The organism is Paracoccus sp. MC1854 (genome assembly GCF_014164635.1).
GTDB lineage: Bacteria > Pseudomonadota > Alphaproteobacteria > Rhodobacterales > Rhodobacteraceae > Paracoccus.
The window spans coordinates 133,246-151,187 of record NZ_JACJFU010000003.1 but is presented as its reverse complement, the minus strand read 5'-3'; the positions used below and the strand labels follow the sequence as shown (position 1 = coordinate 151,187).

Here is a 17,942-nt window from a genome sequence, read left to right as displayed (position 1 = left end):
GGCTCAGGCCGGCGCCGAGACCAGCGGCTTGAAGTTGCGGACCTGCCGCTCGATCAGCCTTGCCACGGGCTTGCCGCGCATCACCGGCCTTGCCATGGGCGGCGGATCGTCGTGGCGCGGGGCGACCAGGTCGGGGAACAGCGCCCGCAGTTCCCGCAGCGCGGCATCGGTCATAGAGGCCACGGCCATCGGCCCCAGGTAAAGCGATTCGGCCTCGGCCCCTTCGGCAAAGACGATCTCGTGGCGGTCGAACATCAGGTGCCAGTAGCCGATGCCGTCCTGCGCCGGAACGCAGTCGATCCCCGGATGGCCGACAAGGTGGACAGCGGCGATCAGCACCTCGGTCGAGCCGGTCATGCGTTCCGCGATGGTCGAGCGGACCAAGATCCGGTGCTGCGGGGAAACGATGAGGTCGCGCAGCGGCATCCCCGGCCCCAAGGCACCGGCGGCGATGCGGATCGGGTTCAACCCGGGGTTTGCCACGAGGCTTGCTGCCGAAAGCCGCCTGCCGCCCAGCCAGCGCAGGGGCTGCAGGCCATGGTCGCGGGTGCGGATCAGGTCGCCCACCCGCAGCCGGTGGACCGGGCGCGGCCCCTCGGCCGTCTCGATCAGCGTGCCGGTGGCGAAGCAGGTGACGTCAACGCTGAAATCGTCGTCGCCGTCGATCTCACCCCAGGGAACCTGCCGGACGGCCTCGGTCGATCCGATGTAAACGAACTGGATGGCCTTGCCCGGCACTCCGTTCCAATCGACGGCGGCACCGTCAATGGGCAGCCAGAGCTGGGCCTTCGGTGCATCTGAAGTCCCCGTCAGAGACAGGATCAGCGCGTCAACATTGCCGCCGGTGACACCCTCCGGCCCGCTGAAGTCGGTGTACATCAAGCCTCGGCGGATAAGAGAGATGCTGTAGCGGACATCATTCAGGATGATGATGTCATCCACCGAAAGGAAACCCGGCGCCGCCTGAACCACCTCCAGCGGATCAAGGCTGGCCGAGATGTGGTGCGTCGGCTTGTAGGCATAGCCCTCGCCCGTCCGCCCTTCCGGGAAGATGGCGGCCGCGTCCAGCGTTTCCGGCCCCGTAAGGATGCTCGCGTCATAAAGCTTCGCCATGGCTGCCCCCTTGTTTTCACAAAGGATTAATGGCCAAGGGTTAAGGCTTGGTTAAGCGCGGCGGAAAGATCACTCGCGCAGGCGCCAGCCGGTCAGGAAGATCCAGCGGATCGCGGCCAGCAGCACGACGATCATCAGCGCGACCGCCACCAGCGAGACCCCCACCGGCACGTCGGCCAGGTCGAAGAACGACCAGCGGAAGCCCGAGACGAGGTAAAGGACCGGGTTCAGCTTGGCCACCTGTTCCCAGAAGGGCGGCAGCATGGATGCCGAGTAGAAGGCGCCGCCAAGGAAGACCAGCGGCGTGATGATCATCATCGGCACGATCTGCAACTGCTCGAAGTTCCTGGCCCAGAGGCCGAGGATGAAGCCCAGCAGCGCGAAGGCCGTCGAGGTCAGGACAAGGAAGGCGACCATCCAGAAGGGATGGACGATATGGACGCCGACGAACCAGAAGCTGGTCAACAGGATCACCAGCGCGATCAGGATCGCCTTGGAGGCGGCGGCGCCGACGAAGCCCAGCGTGACCTCGACCCAGCCCGTTGGCGCGACGAGGTATTCATAGACCGTTCCCGAGAACTTGGGGAAGAAGATGCCGAAGCTGGCGTTCGACACCGACTGCTGCAGAACCGTCAGCATCATCAGCCCCGGCACGATGAAGGCGCCGTAGGGCACGCCCTCGACCGACTGGATGCGCCCGCCGATGGCCGCACCGAAGACCACGAAATACAGCACCGTGGACAGCACCGGCGAGGCCAGCGACTGCCAGATGGTGCGGAAGAAGCGCGACATCTCGTGGCGGTAGATCGCGCGGACGGACCCCCAGTTCATCGCCGCTCTCCTGCGCTGGATTCCAGAAGCGACATGAACACCTCCTCCAGCGAGGATTGCTTAGTGGCGACGTCGCGGATGCCGATGCCGCGCGCGTTCAGGTCGGCCAGCAGGCGGCCGATGCCGGTGCGCTCGGCCCGCGCGTCATAGGCGTAGCCAAGGCTGCGGCCGTCGTCCGACAGGGTGATATCGTCCTCGGCCCAGCCCTCGGGCAGCGCGGACAACGGGGGGTCCAGCTCCACCGTCAAGTGCTTGCGCCCGAACTCTCCCATCAATTCGGCCTTGGGGCGGACCAGAAGCAGGCGGCCCTTGTCGATGACGCCGATGCGGTCGGCCATCTCCTCGGCTTCCTCGAGGTAATGGGTGGTCAGGATGATCGTCACGCCCGAGGCCCGCAACTCGCTGACGACGGCCCACATCTCGCGGCGCAGATGCACGTCCACGCCGGCGGTCGGTTCGTCGAGGAACAGCACCTTGGGCCGGTGCGACAGCGCCTTGGCGATCAGCACCCGCCGCTTCATGCCGCCAGACAGCGCCCGCGTGGGCGCGTCGCGCTTGTCCCACAGGGCGAGGCTGCGCAGCACCTGCTCGATATAACCCTCGTCCGGCGCCTCGCCGTAGAGGCCGCGGGTGAAGCGGACCGCGTTGGCGACGGTCTCGAAGGGTTCCAGCGCGATTTCCTGCGGGACAAGGCCGATCAGCCGCCGCGCCGCGCGCCAGTCCGTGCGGATATCATGGCCATCCACGCGGACGGTGCCGCCGGTCGGGACCACCAGCCCGCAGATGATCGAGATGAGCGTGGTCTTCCCGGCCCCGTTCGGCCCCAGCAGCGCGAGGATCTCGCCCTGCTCGATGGTCAGGCTGACGTCGTCCAGCGCCTTCGTCCCGCCCGCATATTGCTTTGACAGGTGGTCGATCTCGATGATCGGGGGCATGGGCGTTCCTTCCAGCGGCTGGATCGAGAGCTATGCAGCCCCGCCCTGCTTGTCCAGCGCAAGCCCGGCATCCGCCATCAGCCGATCCGAGGCGGCCTCGACCTTTTCCTCCACCCGGGCCACCAGTTCTGCGGCGGGCAGGGTGACGGTCACGGGATCGAGGAACTCGATCACCGCACGTCCGGGCCTGATCCGCAGCCCGTCCCTAGGCCAGAACATACCGCAGTTGACAGCCACCGGGTGGACCGGCAGCCCGGTCGCCTGGTGGATAGTGCCGACGCCGTGCTTGTAGCTGCGCCGCTCGCCCGGCCGTGTGCGGGTGCCCTCGGGGTAGATGATGAGCTGGCCCAACCCGTCCGCCGAGGCGCGTGAGGCCTGAATCCCGGCGATGATCTGGCGCATCGCCTCGGAGCCGCGGGTGCGGTCGATGGGGATGCAGCCTGCCAGCCGCGCGTAATGGCCCATGATCGGCACCCGCAGCACCTCGCGCTTCATGATGAAGGCGCATTGCGGGACCGCATGGGCGATGGCGAGGATGTCGAGGAAGCTCTGGTGCTTGGCCGCGATGATGCAGTCATGCACGGGGGGGGTGCCCCGCAGTTCGACCGAGACGCCGAGGATCGCGCGGGCCGCGGCCAGCAGGCGCCCGGTCCAGGCGATGGGCAGGACATGAGCGTTCTGCGGGTTGCGCCGGATCTTCGGCCACCACCACAGGCCCATGAAGATGGTGACAAGGGCGATCCAGACGTAGAACACGACCATTCTGAGCGGCCAGAGGAGCGGCAGGGGGCGGGGTTCGTAGCGCGGATCGGCGCCGGGCCGGCGCTCTGCCCTGTTCGCCACTTCCGGGGCCTCGCTCGCCAAGAACGGTCCACCGGACCGTTCTCCCGGCGCTCGGGAGTCCCGGATATTTTCAACCGAACGACTTTCGCCGAAAGTGCTGCCGGCAGGCGCGGGCAGCAGCGCCCAGCCGGGTTGCTCGATACGGCGCGGCGGCATCAGCGGACCTCGCGCAGCATCCGCAGCGCGGCGGCGCGGGTCGCGACGAAGCCCACCAGCGCACCCACCGGCGGGATCAGCAGCGGCCAGAGCCAGCCCCAGCCGGAAAAGCCGAGGCCAGTCAGGAAGCCCCCCGCCGCCTGCATGTCGGGCAGCGCGAAGATGGCGAGCATCCCCAGCGCTGTCCCCCCCGCCGCCCCCAGCGCGGCGCGGCGGGTCAGGCGGCGGACGAAGGCCTGGGCGATGGTCAGGTCGCGGGCGCCGATCAGCCGCATGACCCGGATCACCTGCCCGTTCGCGGCCAGCGTCGCCTGCGCCGCCAACGTGACGATGGCCGCACCCGCCGCCCCGATCAGGACCAGCGACAGCCAGCCAAGCACCCGCAGCCGCGAGGCCGCCGAGACCAGCGGCTGGCGCCAGCGGGTGTGGTCGTCCAGCACCGCGCCCGGCGCCTCGGCCTCAAGCCGCAGCCGCAGCCCCTCGGCGTCAAAGCCGCGTGCGGTCGTGACCTGCACCAGCCGGGGCACCGGCAGCGCATCGACGGGGACATCTGGACCGAACCAGGGTTCCAGCAGCGCCTCGACCTCGGCGGCGTCCAGCAGGTGGCTTTCGGCGATGCCGGGCGTCGTTTCCAGCACCTGCCGGACCGTGGCCGTCTGCGCCTCGATCTCGTCCGTCGGGGCCGAGACGCGGATCGTCACCGTCTGCGCCAGCCCCTCGGCCCAGCGGTCGGCCAGCCGCCCCGTAGCCAGCGACAGCGCCAGCGCGAATACCGCAAGGAAAGCCATCACCCCCGCGCCGAAGGCCGTCAGCTTCGCGGTCACGCCCGAAGGCGGCACGATCCGGTCCCCCAGCCCCGCCTCGCGCCCGGCCAGCGACCGCCAGAGCGTGCCGAAATCCAGCGCCTGCAGGTCGGCGCGAACCGGGCGCGCGCGGCGGAACCTTGCCCGCCAGTCGGAACGGTTCGGCCCGCTCACAGCTCGGCCCCCGCCGCCTGGATGCGGCAGCCGCCGATCCGCAGCACGCGGGCCGACACCTGCTGCCTGGCGGCGCGCACGAGGTTCAGATCATGGGTGGCAATCAGCACGGTCTTGCCCGACTTGTTCAACTCGATCAGCAATTGCAGCAGCCTCAGCGACATGTCCCAGTCGAGGTTGCCCGTTGGCTCGTCCGCAAGGATCACGTCCGGCGAGAGGATCACCGCGCGGGCCAGCGCCGCGCGCTGCCGCTCGCCCCCCGACAGCGATGGCGGCAGGGCGCGGGCGGCCTGCGTCATCTGCACCCAGGCCAAGAGGTCACGGATCGCCGCCATGTCCACCGGCTCGCCCGCGATGGTCATCGGCAAGGCGATATTTTCCGCCACCGGCAGATGGTCGAGGAACTGCGTATCCTGGTGGACCAACCCGATCCGGCGGCGCAGGCTGGCAATGGCGTCGCGGCCCAGCGCCGCCGCATCCTCGCCGAACAGCGACAGCGTCCCCGAGGTCGGCAGCAGGTCGGCGATGCAGAGCCGCAGGAAGGTGGTCTTGCCGGAACCGGAGGGGCCGATCAGGAAATGGAACGAGCCGCGCGGCAGGCTGAGCGTGATGCCCTGAAACAGCGCCTCTCCCCGAGGGTAGGCGAAGCCAACATCCCGCATCTCGATCACGTCCGCCCTCCTTGGCCCGCGGCGCGCTTGGCGGCCGAACGCGGCGTTGATAGAACGTCCGCGCGCCGATGAAAACCAGCGGCGCAGGCGAAACGGGGGCCAAGCGATGCGGCTGATCTGCCCGCGCTGCAACGCGCAATATGAAATCGACGCGGGCGCGGTCCCCCTGGCCGGGCGCGACGTGGAATGTTCCGCCTGCGATCACGTCTGGCGGGCGATGCCCGATGCCGAGGATTTCGACGCCGGGGCGCGGCCGCAACTCAGCCGCCGCCTGAGCGAATCGGTGATCGGCATCCTGCGCGAGGAAGCCGCGCGCGAGCTTGAGGTCCGCGCCTCCGAGCGCCGGACCCAGCGCGCGGCCGAACGCGCCGCGGCGATCGCGGCAGAACTTGGCGGGCCGGGGCCGGACCCTGCGCCGTCTTCCCTGGACGGCAGCACCGATGCGCAGGGGACGGGCCGGCAGGAACCGCGCGGCACCGTCATTGCCGCGTCCGTGGGCGTTATGCCGGAAGAAAAGCCCCATCCGGCGGGCGATGTGCCCGACGCCCATGCGCAGGAGGTTGAGCCTGGCGCCGACGCGGGCAAGGGGACGACTGCCGTTCATCCGGTTTCCGACCTCGGGGCGTCTTCCGCAAGCGCGCCCCTTGCCAGCCGCGGCCGGTCGGAAGGCGCACCGGAAGGCGCTGCCGCCGATTACAGCGGGGTCGGACCGGGCAAGGGTCCCGATGCGGAAGACCTGCGCGCGCCCCGAGGCGAGGCGCCACGTCGGCTTCGCCCGGATAGCACGGTCGAAAGCCTGCGCGAAGGTCGGGACCGGGTCGCCCCTTCCTCCGGCGCGGCACAGCCGGTCCCAGCGGCGCGGAAAGGGGGCGTTCCGCGCCGTCGGGGTTATGCGGCAGGCTTCAGCACCGCCGCGATCATCGCGCTGCTGGTGCTGGCACTCTACGCGCTTGCGCCGCGGATGGCGGATCAGGGGGCACCCGGAGCGGCCCTTGATGGCTGGCGGAGCGAGGTCGATCGTGGCCGCGACTGGCTGGCCGAGCAAGGCGGAGCCGCCACAGGCAGCCTGCGGGATCTTCTGCGGGGCGAATAGAACTTCTGCAAACAGGGACTTCAGGATACATCCAAGCGGAGAAAGACGGGACGGCTGGACCGGACTTCAACGCAGGGCGTCCGGCCTGGCGGGAGAGGCGGCCTGACGGCACGGGAAGACCTCGACCCCTGCGTTGTCGCACCAACGGCCGATGCGCCAGCAGCCTTCCGGCTGGCCACCAATCCCTCGCCCCCACCCCTCGCTGCGCCGGGCGTTCGGTCAGAACATGAGCCACTCATGTGCTCCGGACCCGGACGCCTGGTGACATCATTCCGGCGACGGCAGGTGCTGGAGCAATCTTCCGGCTGCGGCCCAAGGGTCGCCCTGATACTCCTGTGGCACCCGGTCACAGCACGATCCAGACTTGTGTTCGGACCCGGACACCTGTGGCCTCGTCCCGTTATGGCGGATGCCGGGGGCCGCCTTGCGACCAGTGGCTCAAGTATCGCTCCGCCCCCTCGATCGTCCGGTCAGAACCTGTCCAGCAGCCGCCCCAGATAGTCACGCTCCACCCGCGGCCGGTCGGCGTCGCCGCTGCGGCGGCGGATCTCGTCCTGCAGTTCCCGGGCGCGGTTGGCCTGCCGCTCGCCCTCGGCCAGAGGCTCGCCGGTGGTCACGTTGCTGCCTTGGCCGCGGGTCTGGCGGCCCAGCGGGTCAAGTGTCGCACGGTCGCTGAAGCCCTCGCCGCCATCCGCCCGCGACTGGCCCTGCTGGCCGGGCTGGTTGCCTTCGCCGTCCTGCGCCTGCCCCTGCTCGCCCTGTTGCGAACGGGCAAGATCGCTCAGCGCCCGCATGCCTTCGCGCATTGCCTCGATGGCATCGGCCTGCCCTTCCATCGCGCCGGCCGGGTCGCCCCCGCGCAGGGCGCGCTCGGCGTTTTCCATGGCCCGGCCCGCTTCGTCCAGCCGCTGGCGGGCGGCATCGCCCTCGGGCGTGCCCTGGCCGGGCAGAAGCCCCTGCTGGCGCCCGAGCTCCTCGCGCAGCCCGCGCTGGCGGTCGGCAAGCGAGCCCTGCCCGTCCTGGCCTTCGCCGCCCTGGCCGGCGCCCTGCTGGCCTTGTTGGCCTTGGCCCTGCTGCTCGCCTTCGCCCGGCTGCTGGCCGAAGGGGTTCTGGCCGAAGGGATCGCGCTGCGCCTCGCGCATGGCCTCGTCGGCCAGCCGTTGCTGTTCGCGCAGCGTGTCGCCCAACTGCTCCATCGAGCGGCCGCCGGGGCTGCCCTCTCCGCCCCCCTGGCCTTCACGGACCTGCATGTTCTCCATCATGCGGTTGAACTGCTCCAGCAACTCCTGCGCCTCGGCCATGCGGCCCTCGTTCATCAGGCGCTGGATCTCGTCCATCATCTGCTGGATCTGGTCGCCTGTGACCGCCTGCCCCTGTTGTTCCGAGCGGTCGAAGCGCGCGGCCGGGTCCTCGCCCCGCTCGGCCAGCATCCGGGTGTAGTCATCGGTCGCGGCCTTCAGCTCGTCCATCAGCTTCTGGATCTCGTCGGGGCTGGCGCCGTTGCGGATCGCCTCGGACAGCCGTTCCTGCGCTTGCCGCATCCGGTCCAGCGCATCGCCAAGGCCGCCGTCCTCGATCTGCATCGCCGCGTCCCACAGCGCATCGGCGAGCTTGTCGCGGGCTTCGGGGGACAGCGGGCCTGCCTCCAGCGTCTGCACGGCGGCAACGATGGCGGCTGCGGCTTCCGGGGGGATGTTGCGGCCGGGCCGCCAGACCATCGCCCGCAGCAGCCGGGCGGACCGGGCGGCGTTCTCGCGCGACCACAGCAGGTCGCGGCGCATTTCCACCAGCCCGGCGGCGAGCGGATCGAAGAAGCGCCGCCCCGGCAGGATCATCGCGGTGGGGGCGGTCTCGGCGGACTGGCCGATGCCGTCCTGAACCTGCAGCCGGACCAGCACCGGCAGGTTCGCCCAGGGGTGGCGGGCGAGGTCGGCGGTGATCGTGCCCTCGACCTGCCGGCGCTGGCCTGCAGCGGGCAGCGGCAAATCCAGCACCAGCGCCTCGCGCGGCTCGGGGTCGGGAACCAAGCCGAAGCGGCGGTCCACGGCGGGCAGGTCCAGGTCCATCGTCGCCAGCCCCGAGGCGATGCCGTGGTCGTCCCCGGCCGCAAAGCCCTGCGCCATCCGGCCATCGGCCCGCCGTTCCGCCAGCGCCGCAAGCTGGACAGATGGCGCGTCGTCGGGGTCCACGGTGAGCGTGAAACTGCGCCCGGCCACGCTGACGATGCCGTTCTCCTGCGCGGTGAAGCGCGGCGCGTCGGGCGGGCTTTCGACGGCAGCGCCCACGTCCTGCTCGACGCCAAGCCCCTGCCCGTAAAGGCGGAAGCTCAGCACCGTCCCCTCGGGCACCGTCAGCGCGTCGCCCTTGAGCGCGTTGAGGTAGATCGTCGGGCGGCGGGTGTGGCGCGGAGGTTCCGCCCAGCCTTCCCATGCAGGGCCGGTCGCCACCGGCTCGTCAGGCCCGCGGGGGCTGGGCGCCCAGCTTGCCGCCAGCGCGCCGAGGCCCTGCCCGACCGGACCCGCGCCCCCGAACAGCAGCGCCATCGCCAGCGCGGTCAGCCCGACCAGCCGCAGCGCGAAGGGATCGCGCCTTGGCAGCCCCGCGTCGGGCGTGGCACGGCGGGCTTGGGCGGCGGCCTTGCGGGCGGCGTCCAGATGGGCGCGCCACAGCGCCTCGGCCCCCGGCCCGCCCAGCGCCATGCGGTCGCCCAGCACTGACAGCGGCCGCCCCGCGATCCGCATGTCCACCCGCGCCAGCGCCTCGGCCCGCACGGGCCGGCGGAAGCGCATCCACCCGGCCAGCAGCGCGGCAAGGAAGGCCAGCGCCCACAGGACCGATACCCAGCCCAGCGCGGCAGGCGGCAGCGCCGCCACCAGCCCCAGCGCCAGCGCGGCCACGGCCAGCATCGCCAGCGTCACCGGCACCCAGAAAGCGCGGGCCAGCCGTTCCCACCACATCCCCGCCCATGTCAGCGCCACGGCCCGCCGGGCGGCGGGGGGCAGCGCGTCGATATGGAGGGGGCGGCCCTTCACAGCCAGTCCGGGATGCGGTCGCGGGCCAGCATCTCCTCGATCGTGGGACGGGGGCGGATGATGGCGAAGCGGTCGCCCGAGACCAGCACCTCGGGCACCAGCGGCCGCGAATTGTATTCCGAGGCCATCACCGCGCCGTAGGCCCCGGCCGAGCGGAAGGCGACCAGATCCCCTTCGTCCAGCGGCGGCAGTTCCACGCCGCGGGCGAAGGTGTCGCCCGTCTCGCAGACCGGGCCGACCACGTCCACGGGCGCAAGGTCGGTGCCGGGCGCGTATTCCCGCACCGGCACGATGTCGTGATGCGCGTCATACATCGCGGGCCGGATCAGGTCGTTCATGGCGGCGTCCACGATCAGGAAGTCCCGCCCCTCGCCCCGCTTCAGCCAGATCACCGAGGAGAGCAGCACCCCCGCGTTGCCGGCGATGTTGCGGCCCGGCTCGATCTCGATCTCGCAGCCAAGGTCGCCCACGGTTTCCCGCACCACCTGCCCGTATTCCAGCGGCAAGGGCGGCGCGGCATTGTCGCGGCGATAGGGGATGCCCAAGCCCCCGCCGAGGTCCAGCCGCGTGATCTGGTGCCCGTCCGCCCGCAGCGCGTGGCAGAGTTCCGCCATCTTGGCATAGGCCTGCCGGTAGGGGTCGAGGTCGGTCAACTGGCTGCCGATATGCATGTCGATGCCGACGACCTGCAGCCCCGGCAGCGAGGCCGCCAGCGCATAAACCTCGCGCGCCCGCGAAATGGGGATGCCGAACTTGTTTTCCGACTTGCCGGTGGCGATCTTGGCGTGGGTCTTCGCATCCACGTCCGGGTTCACCCGCACCGCGATCGGCACCGTCGCGCCCAGCGATTGCGCGACCTCTGACAGAGCCTCAAGCTCCGGCTCGCTTTCCACGTTGAACTGGCGGATGCCGCCGCGGATGGCCTGCGCCATCTCCTCGCGCGTCTTGCCGACGCCGGAAAAGACGATCCGCTCGCCCGGCACGCCGGCGGCGCGGGCGCGGGCGTATTCACCGCCCGACACGACATCCATCCCGGCCCCGAGGTCGCTCAGCAGCTTCAGCACCGCGATATTCGAGTTCGCCTTGACCGCGAAGCAGACCAGATGCTCGGTCCAGTCCAGCGCCTGCCGGAACAGGTTGAAATGCCGCGTCAGGGTGGCGGTGGAATAGACATAGACCGGGGTGCCGACTGCGCGCGCGATCTCGGCCAGCGACACGTCCTCGGCGTGCAGCGCGCCGTCCTTGGTGTTGAAGTGGTCCATGCCGTTCCATGTCGTGATCCCCGAGGTCACGATATTGCGCCAGCATGGACGCCTTTGCAAAGGCCGCGCGATGGTGCGGGCCGCCGGCCGGTTCAGCCGCACGCAATCGTGCGCGGCCATGGGCTGCGGTCAGGTCGGTTCCAGCCCGATCAGGTCGGCGCCCGACAGCGACACCGGAGCATGGCGCTGGTTCGGGTTGTAGGTGTAGGTGCCCTGCTGGATCATCACCTCGCCGTCGTCCCCGCCGGACCCGCCCGAGCCGGCGCAAGCCGAAAGGGCCGCCATCGCCAGGGCGATCATCGTCAGTCGTGCGATCATGTCTTGCCTCGTCTGCTCGTTGCGCGGGTCTTGCGCCCGCTTGGGGAAAGCCGCGCCGCCGTTCCGGCGTGTCGCGGATGGCAGGCCGGGCAAGGGCGACCCCCTGCCCGGCCGGATGGTCAGGGCGTAAAGATGACGCCCATGGTGGCATCGCCCGAAATGCTCACGCCCGGGGCGGGACCGGCGCGCGGCGCCTCGGGCGGGCCGTCCACGCCGCAGCCCGACAGGACCAGCGCGGCGGCGAATGCGAGTCCTTTCACCATTCCTCCATCACCTTGCGCCAGCGCGCAACCTGGGCGCGCACCTGATCGGGCGCGGTTCCCCCGTAGGATTGCCGCGAGGCAACCGAGTTGTGAACGCCCAAAACACCGAACACGGCAGATGTGATCGCCGGGTTGACGGACTGCATCTCCTCCAGCGTCAGTTCGGGCAGATCGACGCCCCGCGCCTCGGCCGTCGCGACCAGAGCGCCGGTCGCGTGGTGGGCGTCGCGGAAGGGCAAGCCGGCTTCCCGCACCAGCCAGTCGGCAAGGTCAGTCGCGGTGGAAAATCCGCTTGAGGCCGCCGTCTCCAGCCGGTCCCGGTTCACGGTCAGGTCGGACATCATCCCGGTCATCGCGGCCAGCGCCAGCATCAGCGTGTCGGCGGCGTCGAAGACCTGCTCCTTGTCCTCCTGCATGTCCTTGGAATAGGCGAGCGGCAGGCCCTTCATCACCGTGAACAGCGCCACTGCCGCCCCCAGGATGCGGCCGATCTTGGCGCGGATCAGTTCGGCGGCATCGGGGTTGCGCTTCTGCGGCATGATGCTGGAGCCGGTGGACCAGCGGTCGGACATGGAAACGAAGCGGAACTGCGCGCTGGACCAGATCACCAGTTCTTCCGACAGTCGTGACAGGTGGGTGGCGCAGATCGCGGCGGCGCTCAGGAACTCCAGCGCGAAGTCGCGGTCGCTGACGGCGTCGAGGCTGTTCGCCGTGGGCCGGTCGAAGCCCAGCGCCTCGGCCGTCGCGTGCCGGTCGATGGGGAACCCCGTGCCCGCCAGCGCGGCGGACCCCAGCGGCGATTCGTTCATCCGGGCGCGGGCGTCGGCAAAGCGCCCGATGTCGCGGCCCAGCATTTCCACATAGGCCATCATGTGATGCCCCCATGTCACCGGCTGCGCCACCTGCAGATGGGTGAAGCCCGGCATCACCCAATCCGCCCCGGCCTCCGCCTGGTCCACCAGCACCCGGATGAGCGCCCGCAGGCCCTCCACCGCCGCGTCGCATTGGTCGCGCACCCACAGGCGGAAGTCCGTCGCCACCTGGTCGTTGCGCGACCGCGCCGTGTGCAGGCGACCCGCGGGTTCGCCGATCAGTTCCTTCAGCCGGGCCTCGACGTTCATGTGGATGTCTTCCAGTGCCGTCTGGAACCGGAACTGCCCGCCCTCGATCTCTGACAAGACGGTGAGCAGCCCTTCCCGGATGGCGTCGGCATCGCTAGGGCTGATGATGCCTTGTGCGGCAAGCATCGCCGCATGGGCCCGGCTGCCCCGGATATCCTGGGCGTAGAGCCGCCGGTCGAAACCGATCGAGGCGTTGATCGCCTCCATGATCGCGTCGGGACCTGCGGCAAAGCGCCCGCCCCACATGGTGTTGGCCGTGGGTGTCTCGGGCGTGTCGGTCATGGTCGGTCCTGGAGGTGATATGCTGCGTGTCCTCGCCCTTTATACGTCCCTTGCCCTTGCTGCAAACGCAGGGGTGGCGGGGCCGGTGGACTGGCAGGCCGCGCGCGACGCGGGCCTTCCCAAGCTGGTCGAATCCGAGGTCGCGCCCGTGCCGGATGTCGAGTTCACCGATCTCGACGGCGGCACCCACAGGCTTGCCGACTGGCAGGGCAAGGTCGTGCTGCTGAACTTCTGGGCCACATGGTGCGCGCCCTGCCGCGAGGAGATGCCCTCGCTGGACGCCCTGCAGAAGGCGAAGGGCGGCGAGGATTTCGAGGTTGTCACCGTCGCCTCGGGCCGCAACACGGCTGCCGCGATCCACCGTTTCTTCGAGGAATCGGGCGTGACGGACCTGCCGACGCTGACCGACCCGCAGATGCGGCTCGCCCGCGCCTTCGGGGTGATGGCGATGCCGGTCACGGTGCTGATCGACGCCGAGGGCCGCGAGGTCGCAAGGATGAGCGGGGACGCCGACTGGTCCTCGCCCGCCGCGCTGGCGCTGGTGGACCAGATGCTGGCGGAGTAACCTATTAATCTTCTTGCCAGATCCTGTCTGGCATTTACGATTTGTTTGCTCATCCTTGTCACAGTCGCTTCGAGGACAAGGGGACAGCGATGCGATTCGAGACTGACGACCGGAAGCCCGCAGGCCATGCCTCTCCGCTGGATTTCGCGGTCGATCACCAGTCGCGGCTGACCATGGCGACGGTGCGCCGCGCCGTCGAACGCGGCGATGCGGTGCTGGCCTTCCAGCCCATCGTGCAGGCCAGCCGCACCGACCAGCCCGCCTTCCACGAGGGGCTGATCCGCATCATCGACGAAACCGGCCGGATCGTGCCCCTGCGCGACTTCATGCCGCTGGCGGAACTGGGCGAACTCGGGCGGCAGATAGACTGCCTTTCGTTGGCACTGGGCCTGCGCTCATTGTCCGAGGAACCGGGGCTGCGGCTGTCCATCAACATGTCGGCGCGGTCCATCGGCTACCCCGACTGGCTGCGGGTTCTGCGCCAAGGGATCGCGCAGAATTCAACGGTGGCCGAGCGGCTGATCCTGGAAATCACCGAAAGCTCGGCCATGGGCCTGCCCGATCAGGTCCGCCAGTTCATGCGCGAACTGCAGCAGGCCGGGGTCTGCTTCGCGCTGGACGACTTCGGCGCGGGCTATACTTCGTTCCGCTACCTGCGGGATTTCTCCTTCGACCTCATCAAGATCGACGGCCAGTTCATCCGCGAGATCGCCGAGCATCCCGACAACCAGGTGCTGACCCGCGCACTGATGTCGATCGCCGCGCATTTCGACATGTTCACCGTGGCCGAGCAGGTGGAAACTGCCGATGACGCCGCCTTCCTGATCGGGCTGGGAATCGACTGCCTGCAGGGCTTCTATTTCGGCGCGCCGACGATCTCTCCGCCCTGGCGCGCGCCGAATGCGGCGGCACAGCGCTGAGGCTTCCGGCAAAAGTTCGACCAAGGCCTTGCGTAACATTCTTTCCTCTCATAACCCTTGGACGCAAGAGGATTACTTGCCAAGTGTTGGAGGGGATGATGGCGAAGGTCGCTTTGGTTACAGGGGGTTCGCGCGGGATCGGCGCGGCGATCTCGAAGGCGCTCAAGGAGGCGGGCTACGAGGTTGCGGCCAATTATGCCGGCAACGACGAGGCTGCAAAGGCCTTTACCGACGAAACCGGCATCAGGACGTTCAAGTGGTCGGTCGCCGACTATGACGCCTGCGCCGAGGGCATCCGGCAGGTCGAATCCGAGATCGGCCCGGTGGACGTTCTGGTGAACAATGCCGGCATCACTCGCGACTCGATGTTCCACAAGATGACCCCCCAGCAGTGGAAAGAGGTCATCGACACCAACCTGACCGGCGTGTTCAACATGACCCACGGGGTCTGGAACGGGATGCGCGACCGCAAGTTCGGCCGCATCGTCAACATCAGCTCGGTGAACGGCCAGAAGGGCCAGGCCGGACAGGCGAACTATTCAGCCGCGAAGGCGGGCGACATCGGCTTCACCCGAGCCTTAGCGCAGGAAGGCGCCCGTGCCGGCATCACCGTCAACGTCGTGGCGCCTGGCTATATCGGGACCGAGATGGTGCGGGCCATCGATGAAAAGGTGCTGAACGAGCGCATCATCCCCCAGATCCCCGTCGGCCGCCTGGGCGAGCCCGAGGAAATCGCCCGCTGCGTTGTCTTCCTTGCATCTGACGATGCTGGCTTCATCTCGGGCTCGACGATCAGCGCCAACGGGGCGCAGTTCTTCGCCTGATCCCTGCCCGCAGGAAGAGCAGACAATTCCGCCAGCCGACCAAGCGGCTGGCGGCCTGAATACTGCGACCGGTGCCCCGGCAGGCTGGCATCGCCCGGACCCAGACCGAGCAGCAAGGAGGCCCTCGACTGCCCCCTCGCCCGCAGGAAGGGCAGGCGGTTCCACGGGCCGACCAGATGGTTGCCCAGTCGAATGCTCCGCCCCTGCCACCATGTCCCGCTGGACGGGTGTCGCCCGGACCCTGACTCCGCAGCAGGGCTCCCGCTGCCGCACCAGCCTCTCGCCATGCAGGATGGACTGTCGCCTGTCTGGCGCGGGCAACCCGTAGCGACGATCCTCGTTCCCCATGGTCTGGAATATCTGACCTCCGCAACCGATCCCTTCCCGGCAGTGCCGGGCGGAAACGGCGCGCCTCTTGTCCTGCCCGACCGTAGTGCAAGCAGCTTTGTCATCCTGCAACCGAAACTGTCAGTCGCGCCGGGCGTCCGTTGTCTCCCTGCATCTGCCCCCAAAGGACATCAGCAGGATGCGTCAGTCGTCCATCAAGGCTGCGGCAGGTCCGGGCGGGATGACGCGGCGGCCCTGCCGGGTCTTTCCGGACCTGCCCGGCTTGCTCCTCCGACGGAAATCGTAAACATTGCCGTGTATCGAAACGAAGCGGTCTTCGCGGCCCGCGGTTGCCGGCCGCTGGATCCTGTGGCCACGGCCAGTTGACCGTGCCGTGCATGGCCGCTTTCCGGGCCTGCAACCTCGCAATTGCGCAGGTTTTCAACTATCTGCTGTGGCAGAGCCGAAGTGCCAAACGAAAGAAGGAAGAAGACGAGATGTCCGATGACACCCAGCGCGGCAAGTTTCCCTCGACCATGTCCACAGGCGCGCCCGCCGTCAGCGACCGCCACAGCCTGACGGTCGGCGCGGACGGCCCCCTGGTCCTGCATGACGTGCATTTCCTGGAACAGATGGCGCATTTCAACCGCGAGAAGACCATCGAGCGCCTGCCCCACGCCAAGGGCTCAGGCGCCTTCGGCACCTTCGAGACGACCGAGGACGTATCGAAATACACCAAGGCCGCGCTGTTCCAGAAGGGCGCGCAGACCGAGATGCTGGCCCGTTTTTCCACCGTTGCCGGCGAGCAGGGCAGCCCCGACACCTGGCGCGACGTGCGGGGCTTCAGCCTCAAGTTCTACACCTCCGAGGGGAACTATGACCTCGTGGGCAACAACACGCCCGTCTTCTTCGTCCGCGACCCGATGAAGTTCCCGCATTTCATCCGCAGCCAGCGCCGGCTGGCGGCCAGCGGGCTGCGCGACAACCACATGCAGTGGGACTTCTGGACGCTGAACCCGGAAAGCGCGCATCAGGTGACCTACCTGATGGGTCCTCGGGGCCTGCCGCGCAGCTGGCGCAACATGAACGGCTACGGCTCGCACACCTACATGTGGGTGAACGAGGCAGGCGACCGCTTCTGGGTGAAATACCACTTCCACACCCGCCAGGGGATGAAGTTCTTCACCGACGAGGAAGCCTCGCAGATGTCGGGCCATGACGCCGACTTCCACCGCCGCGACCTGTTCGACGCGATTCAGGACGGCGAGTTCCCGCAGTGGGATCTGTCGGTGCAGATCATGCCCTACGAGGAAGCCAGGACCTACCGCATCAACCCCTTCGACCTGACCAAGGTCTGGCCGCACGGGGATTACCCGCTGGTCCCGGTCGGCGTCATGACGCTGAACCGGAACCCGGAAAACTTCCATGCCCAGATCGAGCAGGCGGCATTTTCGCCGGGCAACACCGTGCCGGGCATCGGGCTTTCGCCCGACAAGATGCTGCAGGGCCGCGCCTTCGCCTATAACGACGCGCAGCGGAACCGGATCGGCGCGAACTTCCACCAGCTTCCGGTGAACCAGCCGAAGGTGCCGGTGAACACCTACCAGTTCGACGGGCCGATGCCCTATCTGCATTCGGGTTCGGCGGCGACCTATGCGCCCAACAGCGAAGGCCGCCCGTGGTCGGACGAGACCGGCGCGGTGGACAACGGCTGGCAGGCCGACGGCGACATGGTCCGCAGCGCCTATACCCTGCGCCCCGACGACGACGACTTTACCCAGCCAGGCATCATGGTGCGCGAGGTCTTCAACGACGCCGAGCGCGAGGCGCTGGTGAACACCGTCGCCGGCAGCTTGGCGGGCGGCGTCCGCGAGCCGGTGCTGAGCCGCGCCTTCGACTACTGGAAATCCGTCGACGCCGAGATCGGCCGCCGGATCGAGGAAAAGGCCCGCTCGGGCGCCGCGCCCCAGCCCGCCGAGGGCATGGGCGAGGCCTGAGCTTCCCGGCACCCGGACAACACAAGGGGCGCGGAGAAGACTCCGCGCCCCTTTCGTCTGCGGCCCGATCGGGCGCTCCTTGCCGTCACTCCCCGCATATCCGGCACCGGCTTGACGGGACCATCTGCGGCATCCGCCAGAATGGGTAGCCGTGCCAGAAGCAATGCCAGGGCGCCGCAAGGATGATCGGCAGCAGCAAGACCGGAACCCGCAACGGACAGGCCGACCGCCGCGAACCCTCCGCTTGTCCTGCGGGCACAGATCCCGCGACAGGTTGCATCGGCTGCCTGGATCCTGCCTGCAGATGCGATGCGCCCCACCCCGCTGCAGGCGCGGACAAAGGCGCGGATCGCGGCCTGACGCGCCCCTGAAAGATGCCAGATGACGCCGGTGCGACATATGTAGCCGCCCG

16 protein-coding genes are annotated in these 17,942 nt (G+C 68.9%); 5 read left to right on the top strand and 11 right to left on the bottom strand.

Features of this window, described 5'->3' with window-relative positions; genetic code table 11:
• Nucleotides 1–3: 3 nt before the first annotated feature.
• From H5395_RS04040 to H5395_RS04015, 6 genes are all read right to left on the bottom strand, one after another.
• Nucleotides 4–1,113: a Hint domain-containing protein gene (locus H5395_RS04040; RefSeq protein ID WP_255440507.1), complete on the bottom strand. Its 1,110-nt coding sequence runs from the start codon at nucleotides 1,111–1,113 to the stop codon at nucleotides 4–6.
• Nucleotides 1,114–1,182: 69 nt separating this feature from the next.
• Nucleotides 1,183–1,944, bottom strand: coding sequence for an ABC transporter permease (locus H5395_RS04035; RefSeq protein WP_182791234.1), 762 nt, complete (start codon nucleotides 1,942–1,944; stop codon nucleotides 1,183–1,185).
• Nucleotides 1,941–2,879 carry an ABC transporter ATP-binding protein gene (locus H5395_RS04030; RefSeq protein WP_182791233.1) on the bottom strand — a complete coding sequence of 313 codons (939 nt, stop codon included), beginning with the start codon at nucleotides 2,877–2,879 and terminating at the stop codon, nucleotides 1,941–1,943. The genes H5395_RS04035 and H5395_RS04030 overlap by 4 nt, the downstream gene beginning before the upstream one ends.
• A gap of 30 nt (nucleotides 2,880–2,909) precedes the next feature.
• Nucleotides 2,910–3,722, bottom strand: coding sequence for a 1-acyl-sn-glycerol-3-phosphate acyltransferase (locus H5395_RS04025; protein ID WP_234450888.1), 813 nt, complete (start codon nucleotides 3,720–3,722; stop codon nucleotides 2,910–2,912).
• 155 nt (nucleotides 3,723–3,877) lie between these two features.
• Nucleotides 3,878–4,780, bottom strand: coding sequence for an ABC transporter permease (locus H5395_RS04020; RefSeq protein WP_182791330.1), 903 nt, complete (start codon nucleotides 4,778–4,780; stop codon nucleotides 3,878–3,880).
• 71 nt (nucleotides 4,781–4,851) lie between these two features.
• Nucleotides 4,852–5,526, bottom strand: coding sequence for an ATP-binding cassette domain-containing protein (locus H5395_RS04015; RefSeq protein ID WP_182791232.1), 675 nt, complete (start codon nucleotides 5,524–5,526; stop codon nucleotides 4,852–4,854).
• Between the two features lie 106 nt (nucleotides 5,527–5,632).
• Between H5395_RS04015 and H5395_RS04010 the strand changes: the two genes are divergently transcribed.
• A complete protein-coding gene (locus H5395_RS04010; protein WP_182791231.1) occupies nucleotides 5,633–6,619 on the top strand; it encodes a zinc-ribbon domain-containing protein in 987 nt (328 codons plus the stop codon).
• A 470-nt stretch (nucleotides 6,620–7,089) separates the two neighbouring features.
• On the opposite strand, the gene H5395_RS04005 is transcribed toward H5395_RS04010, so the two are convergent.
• From H5395_RS04005 to argH, 5 genes are all read right to left on the bottom strand, one after another.
• On the bottom strand, nucleotides 7,090–9,651 hold the full coding sequence (locus tag H5395_RS04005) for a DUF4175 domain-containing protein (protein WP_370576367.1): 2,562 nt from the start codon (nucleotides 9,649–9,651) through the stop codon (nucleotides 7,090–7,092).
• Nucleotides 9,648–10,913, bottom strand: a complete 1,266-nt coding sequence (gene lysA / locus H5395_RS04000) for a diaminopimelate decarboxylase (protein ID WP_182791328.1) — start codon at nucleotides 10,911–10,913, stop codon at nucleotides 9,648–9,650. Before lysA ends, H5395_RS04005 begins: the two co-directional genes overlap by 4 nt.
• 129 nt (nucleotides 10,914–11,042) lie before the next feature.
• Nucleotides 11,043–11,231: a hypothetical protein gene (locus H5395_RS03995; protein WP_182791230.1), complete on the bottom strand. Its 189-nt coding sequence runs from the start codon at nucleotides 11,229–11,231 to the stop codon at nucleotides 11,043–11,045.
• Nucleotides 11,232–11,350: 119 nt separating this feature from the next.
• Complete coding sequence (locus H5395_RS03990; RefSeq protein WP_182791229.1) at nucleotides 11,351–11,494, bottom strand: hypothetical protein; 144 nt, start codon at nucleotides 11,492–11,494, stop codon at nucleotides 11,351–11,353.
• The gene (gene argH / locus H5395_RS03985) at nucleotides 11,488–12,897 is read right to left on the bottom strand and encodes an argininosuccinate lyase (protein ID WP_182791228.1); all 1,410 of its coding nucleotides are present in this window, start codon (nucleotides 12,895–12,897) and stop codon (nucleotides 11,488–11,490) included. The genes H5395_RS03990 and argH overlap by 7 nt, the downstream gene beginning before the upstream one ends.
• Before the next feature lie 19 nt (nucleotides 12,898–12,916).
• Between argH and H5395_RS03980 the strand changes: the two genes are divergently transcribed.
• The 4 genes from H5395_RS03980 to H5395_RS03965 all read left to right on the top strand — a co-directional run bounded on the left by H5395_RS03980 (nucleotide 12,917) and on the right by H5395_RS03965 (nucleotide 17,530).
• On the top strand, nucleotides 12,917–13,462 hold the full coding sequence (locus H5395_RS03980; protein ID WP_182791227.1) for a TlpA disulfide reductase family protein: 546 nt from the start codon (nucleotides 12,917–12,919) through the stop codon (nucleotides 13,460–13,462).
• Nucleotides 13,463–13,551: 89 nt separating this feature from the next.
• The gene (locus H5395_RS03975) at nucleotides 13,552–14,382 is read left to right on the top strand and encodes an EAL domain-containing protein (protein WP_182791226.1); all 831 of its coding nucleotides are present in this window, start codon (nucleotides 13,552–13,554) and stop codon (nucleotides 14,380–14,382) included.
• 98 nt (nucleotides 14,383–14,480) lie between these two features.
• Nucleotides 14,481–15,206 (top strand): acetoacetyl-CoA reductase, encoded by a 726-nt coding sequence (gene phbB / locus H5395_RS03970; protein ID WP_182791327.1) that lies wholly within the window; start codon nucleotides 14,481–14,483, stop codon nucleotides 15,204–15,206.
• An 824-nt stretch (nucleotides 15,207–16,030) separates the two neighbouring features.
• Nucleotides 16,031–17,530 carry a catalase gene (locus tag H5395_RS03965; protein ID WP_182791225.1) on the top strand — a complete coding sequence of 500 codons (1,500 nt, stop codon included), beginning with the start codon at nucleotides 16,031–16,033 and terminating at the stop codon, nucleotides 17,528–17,530.
• Nucleotides 17,531–17,942: the final 412 nt, after the last annotated feature.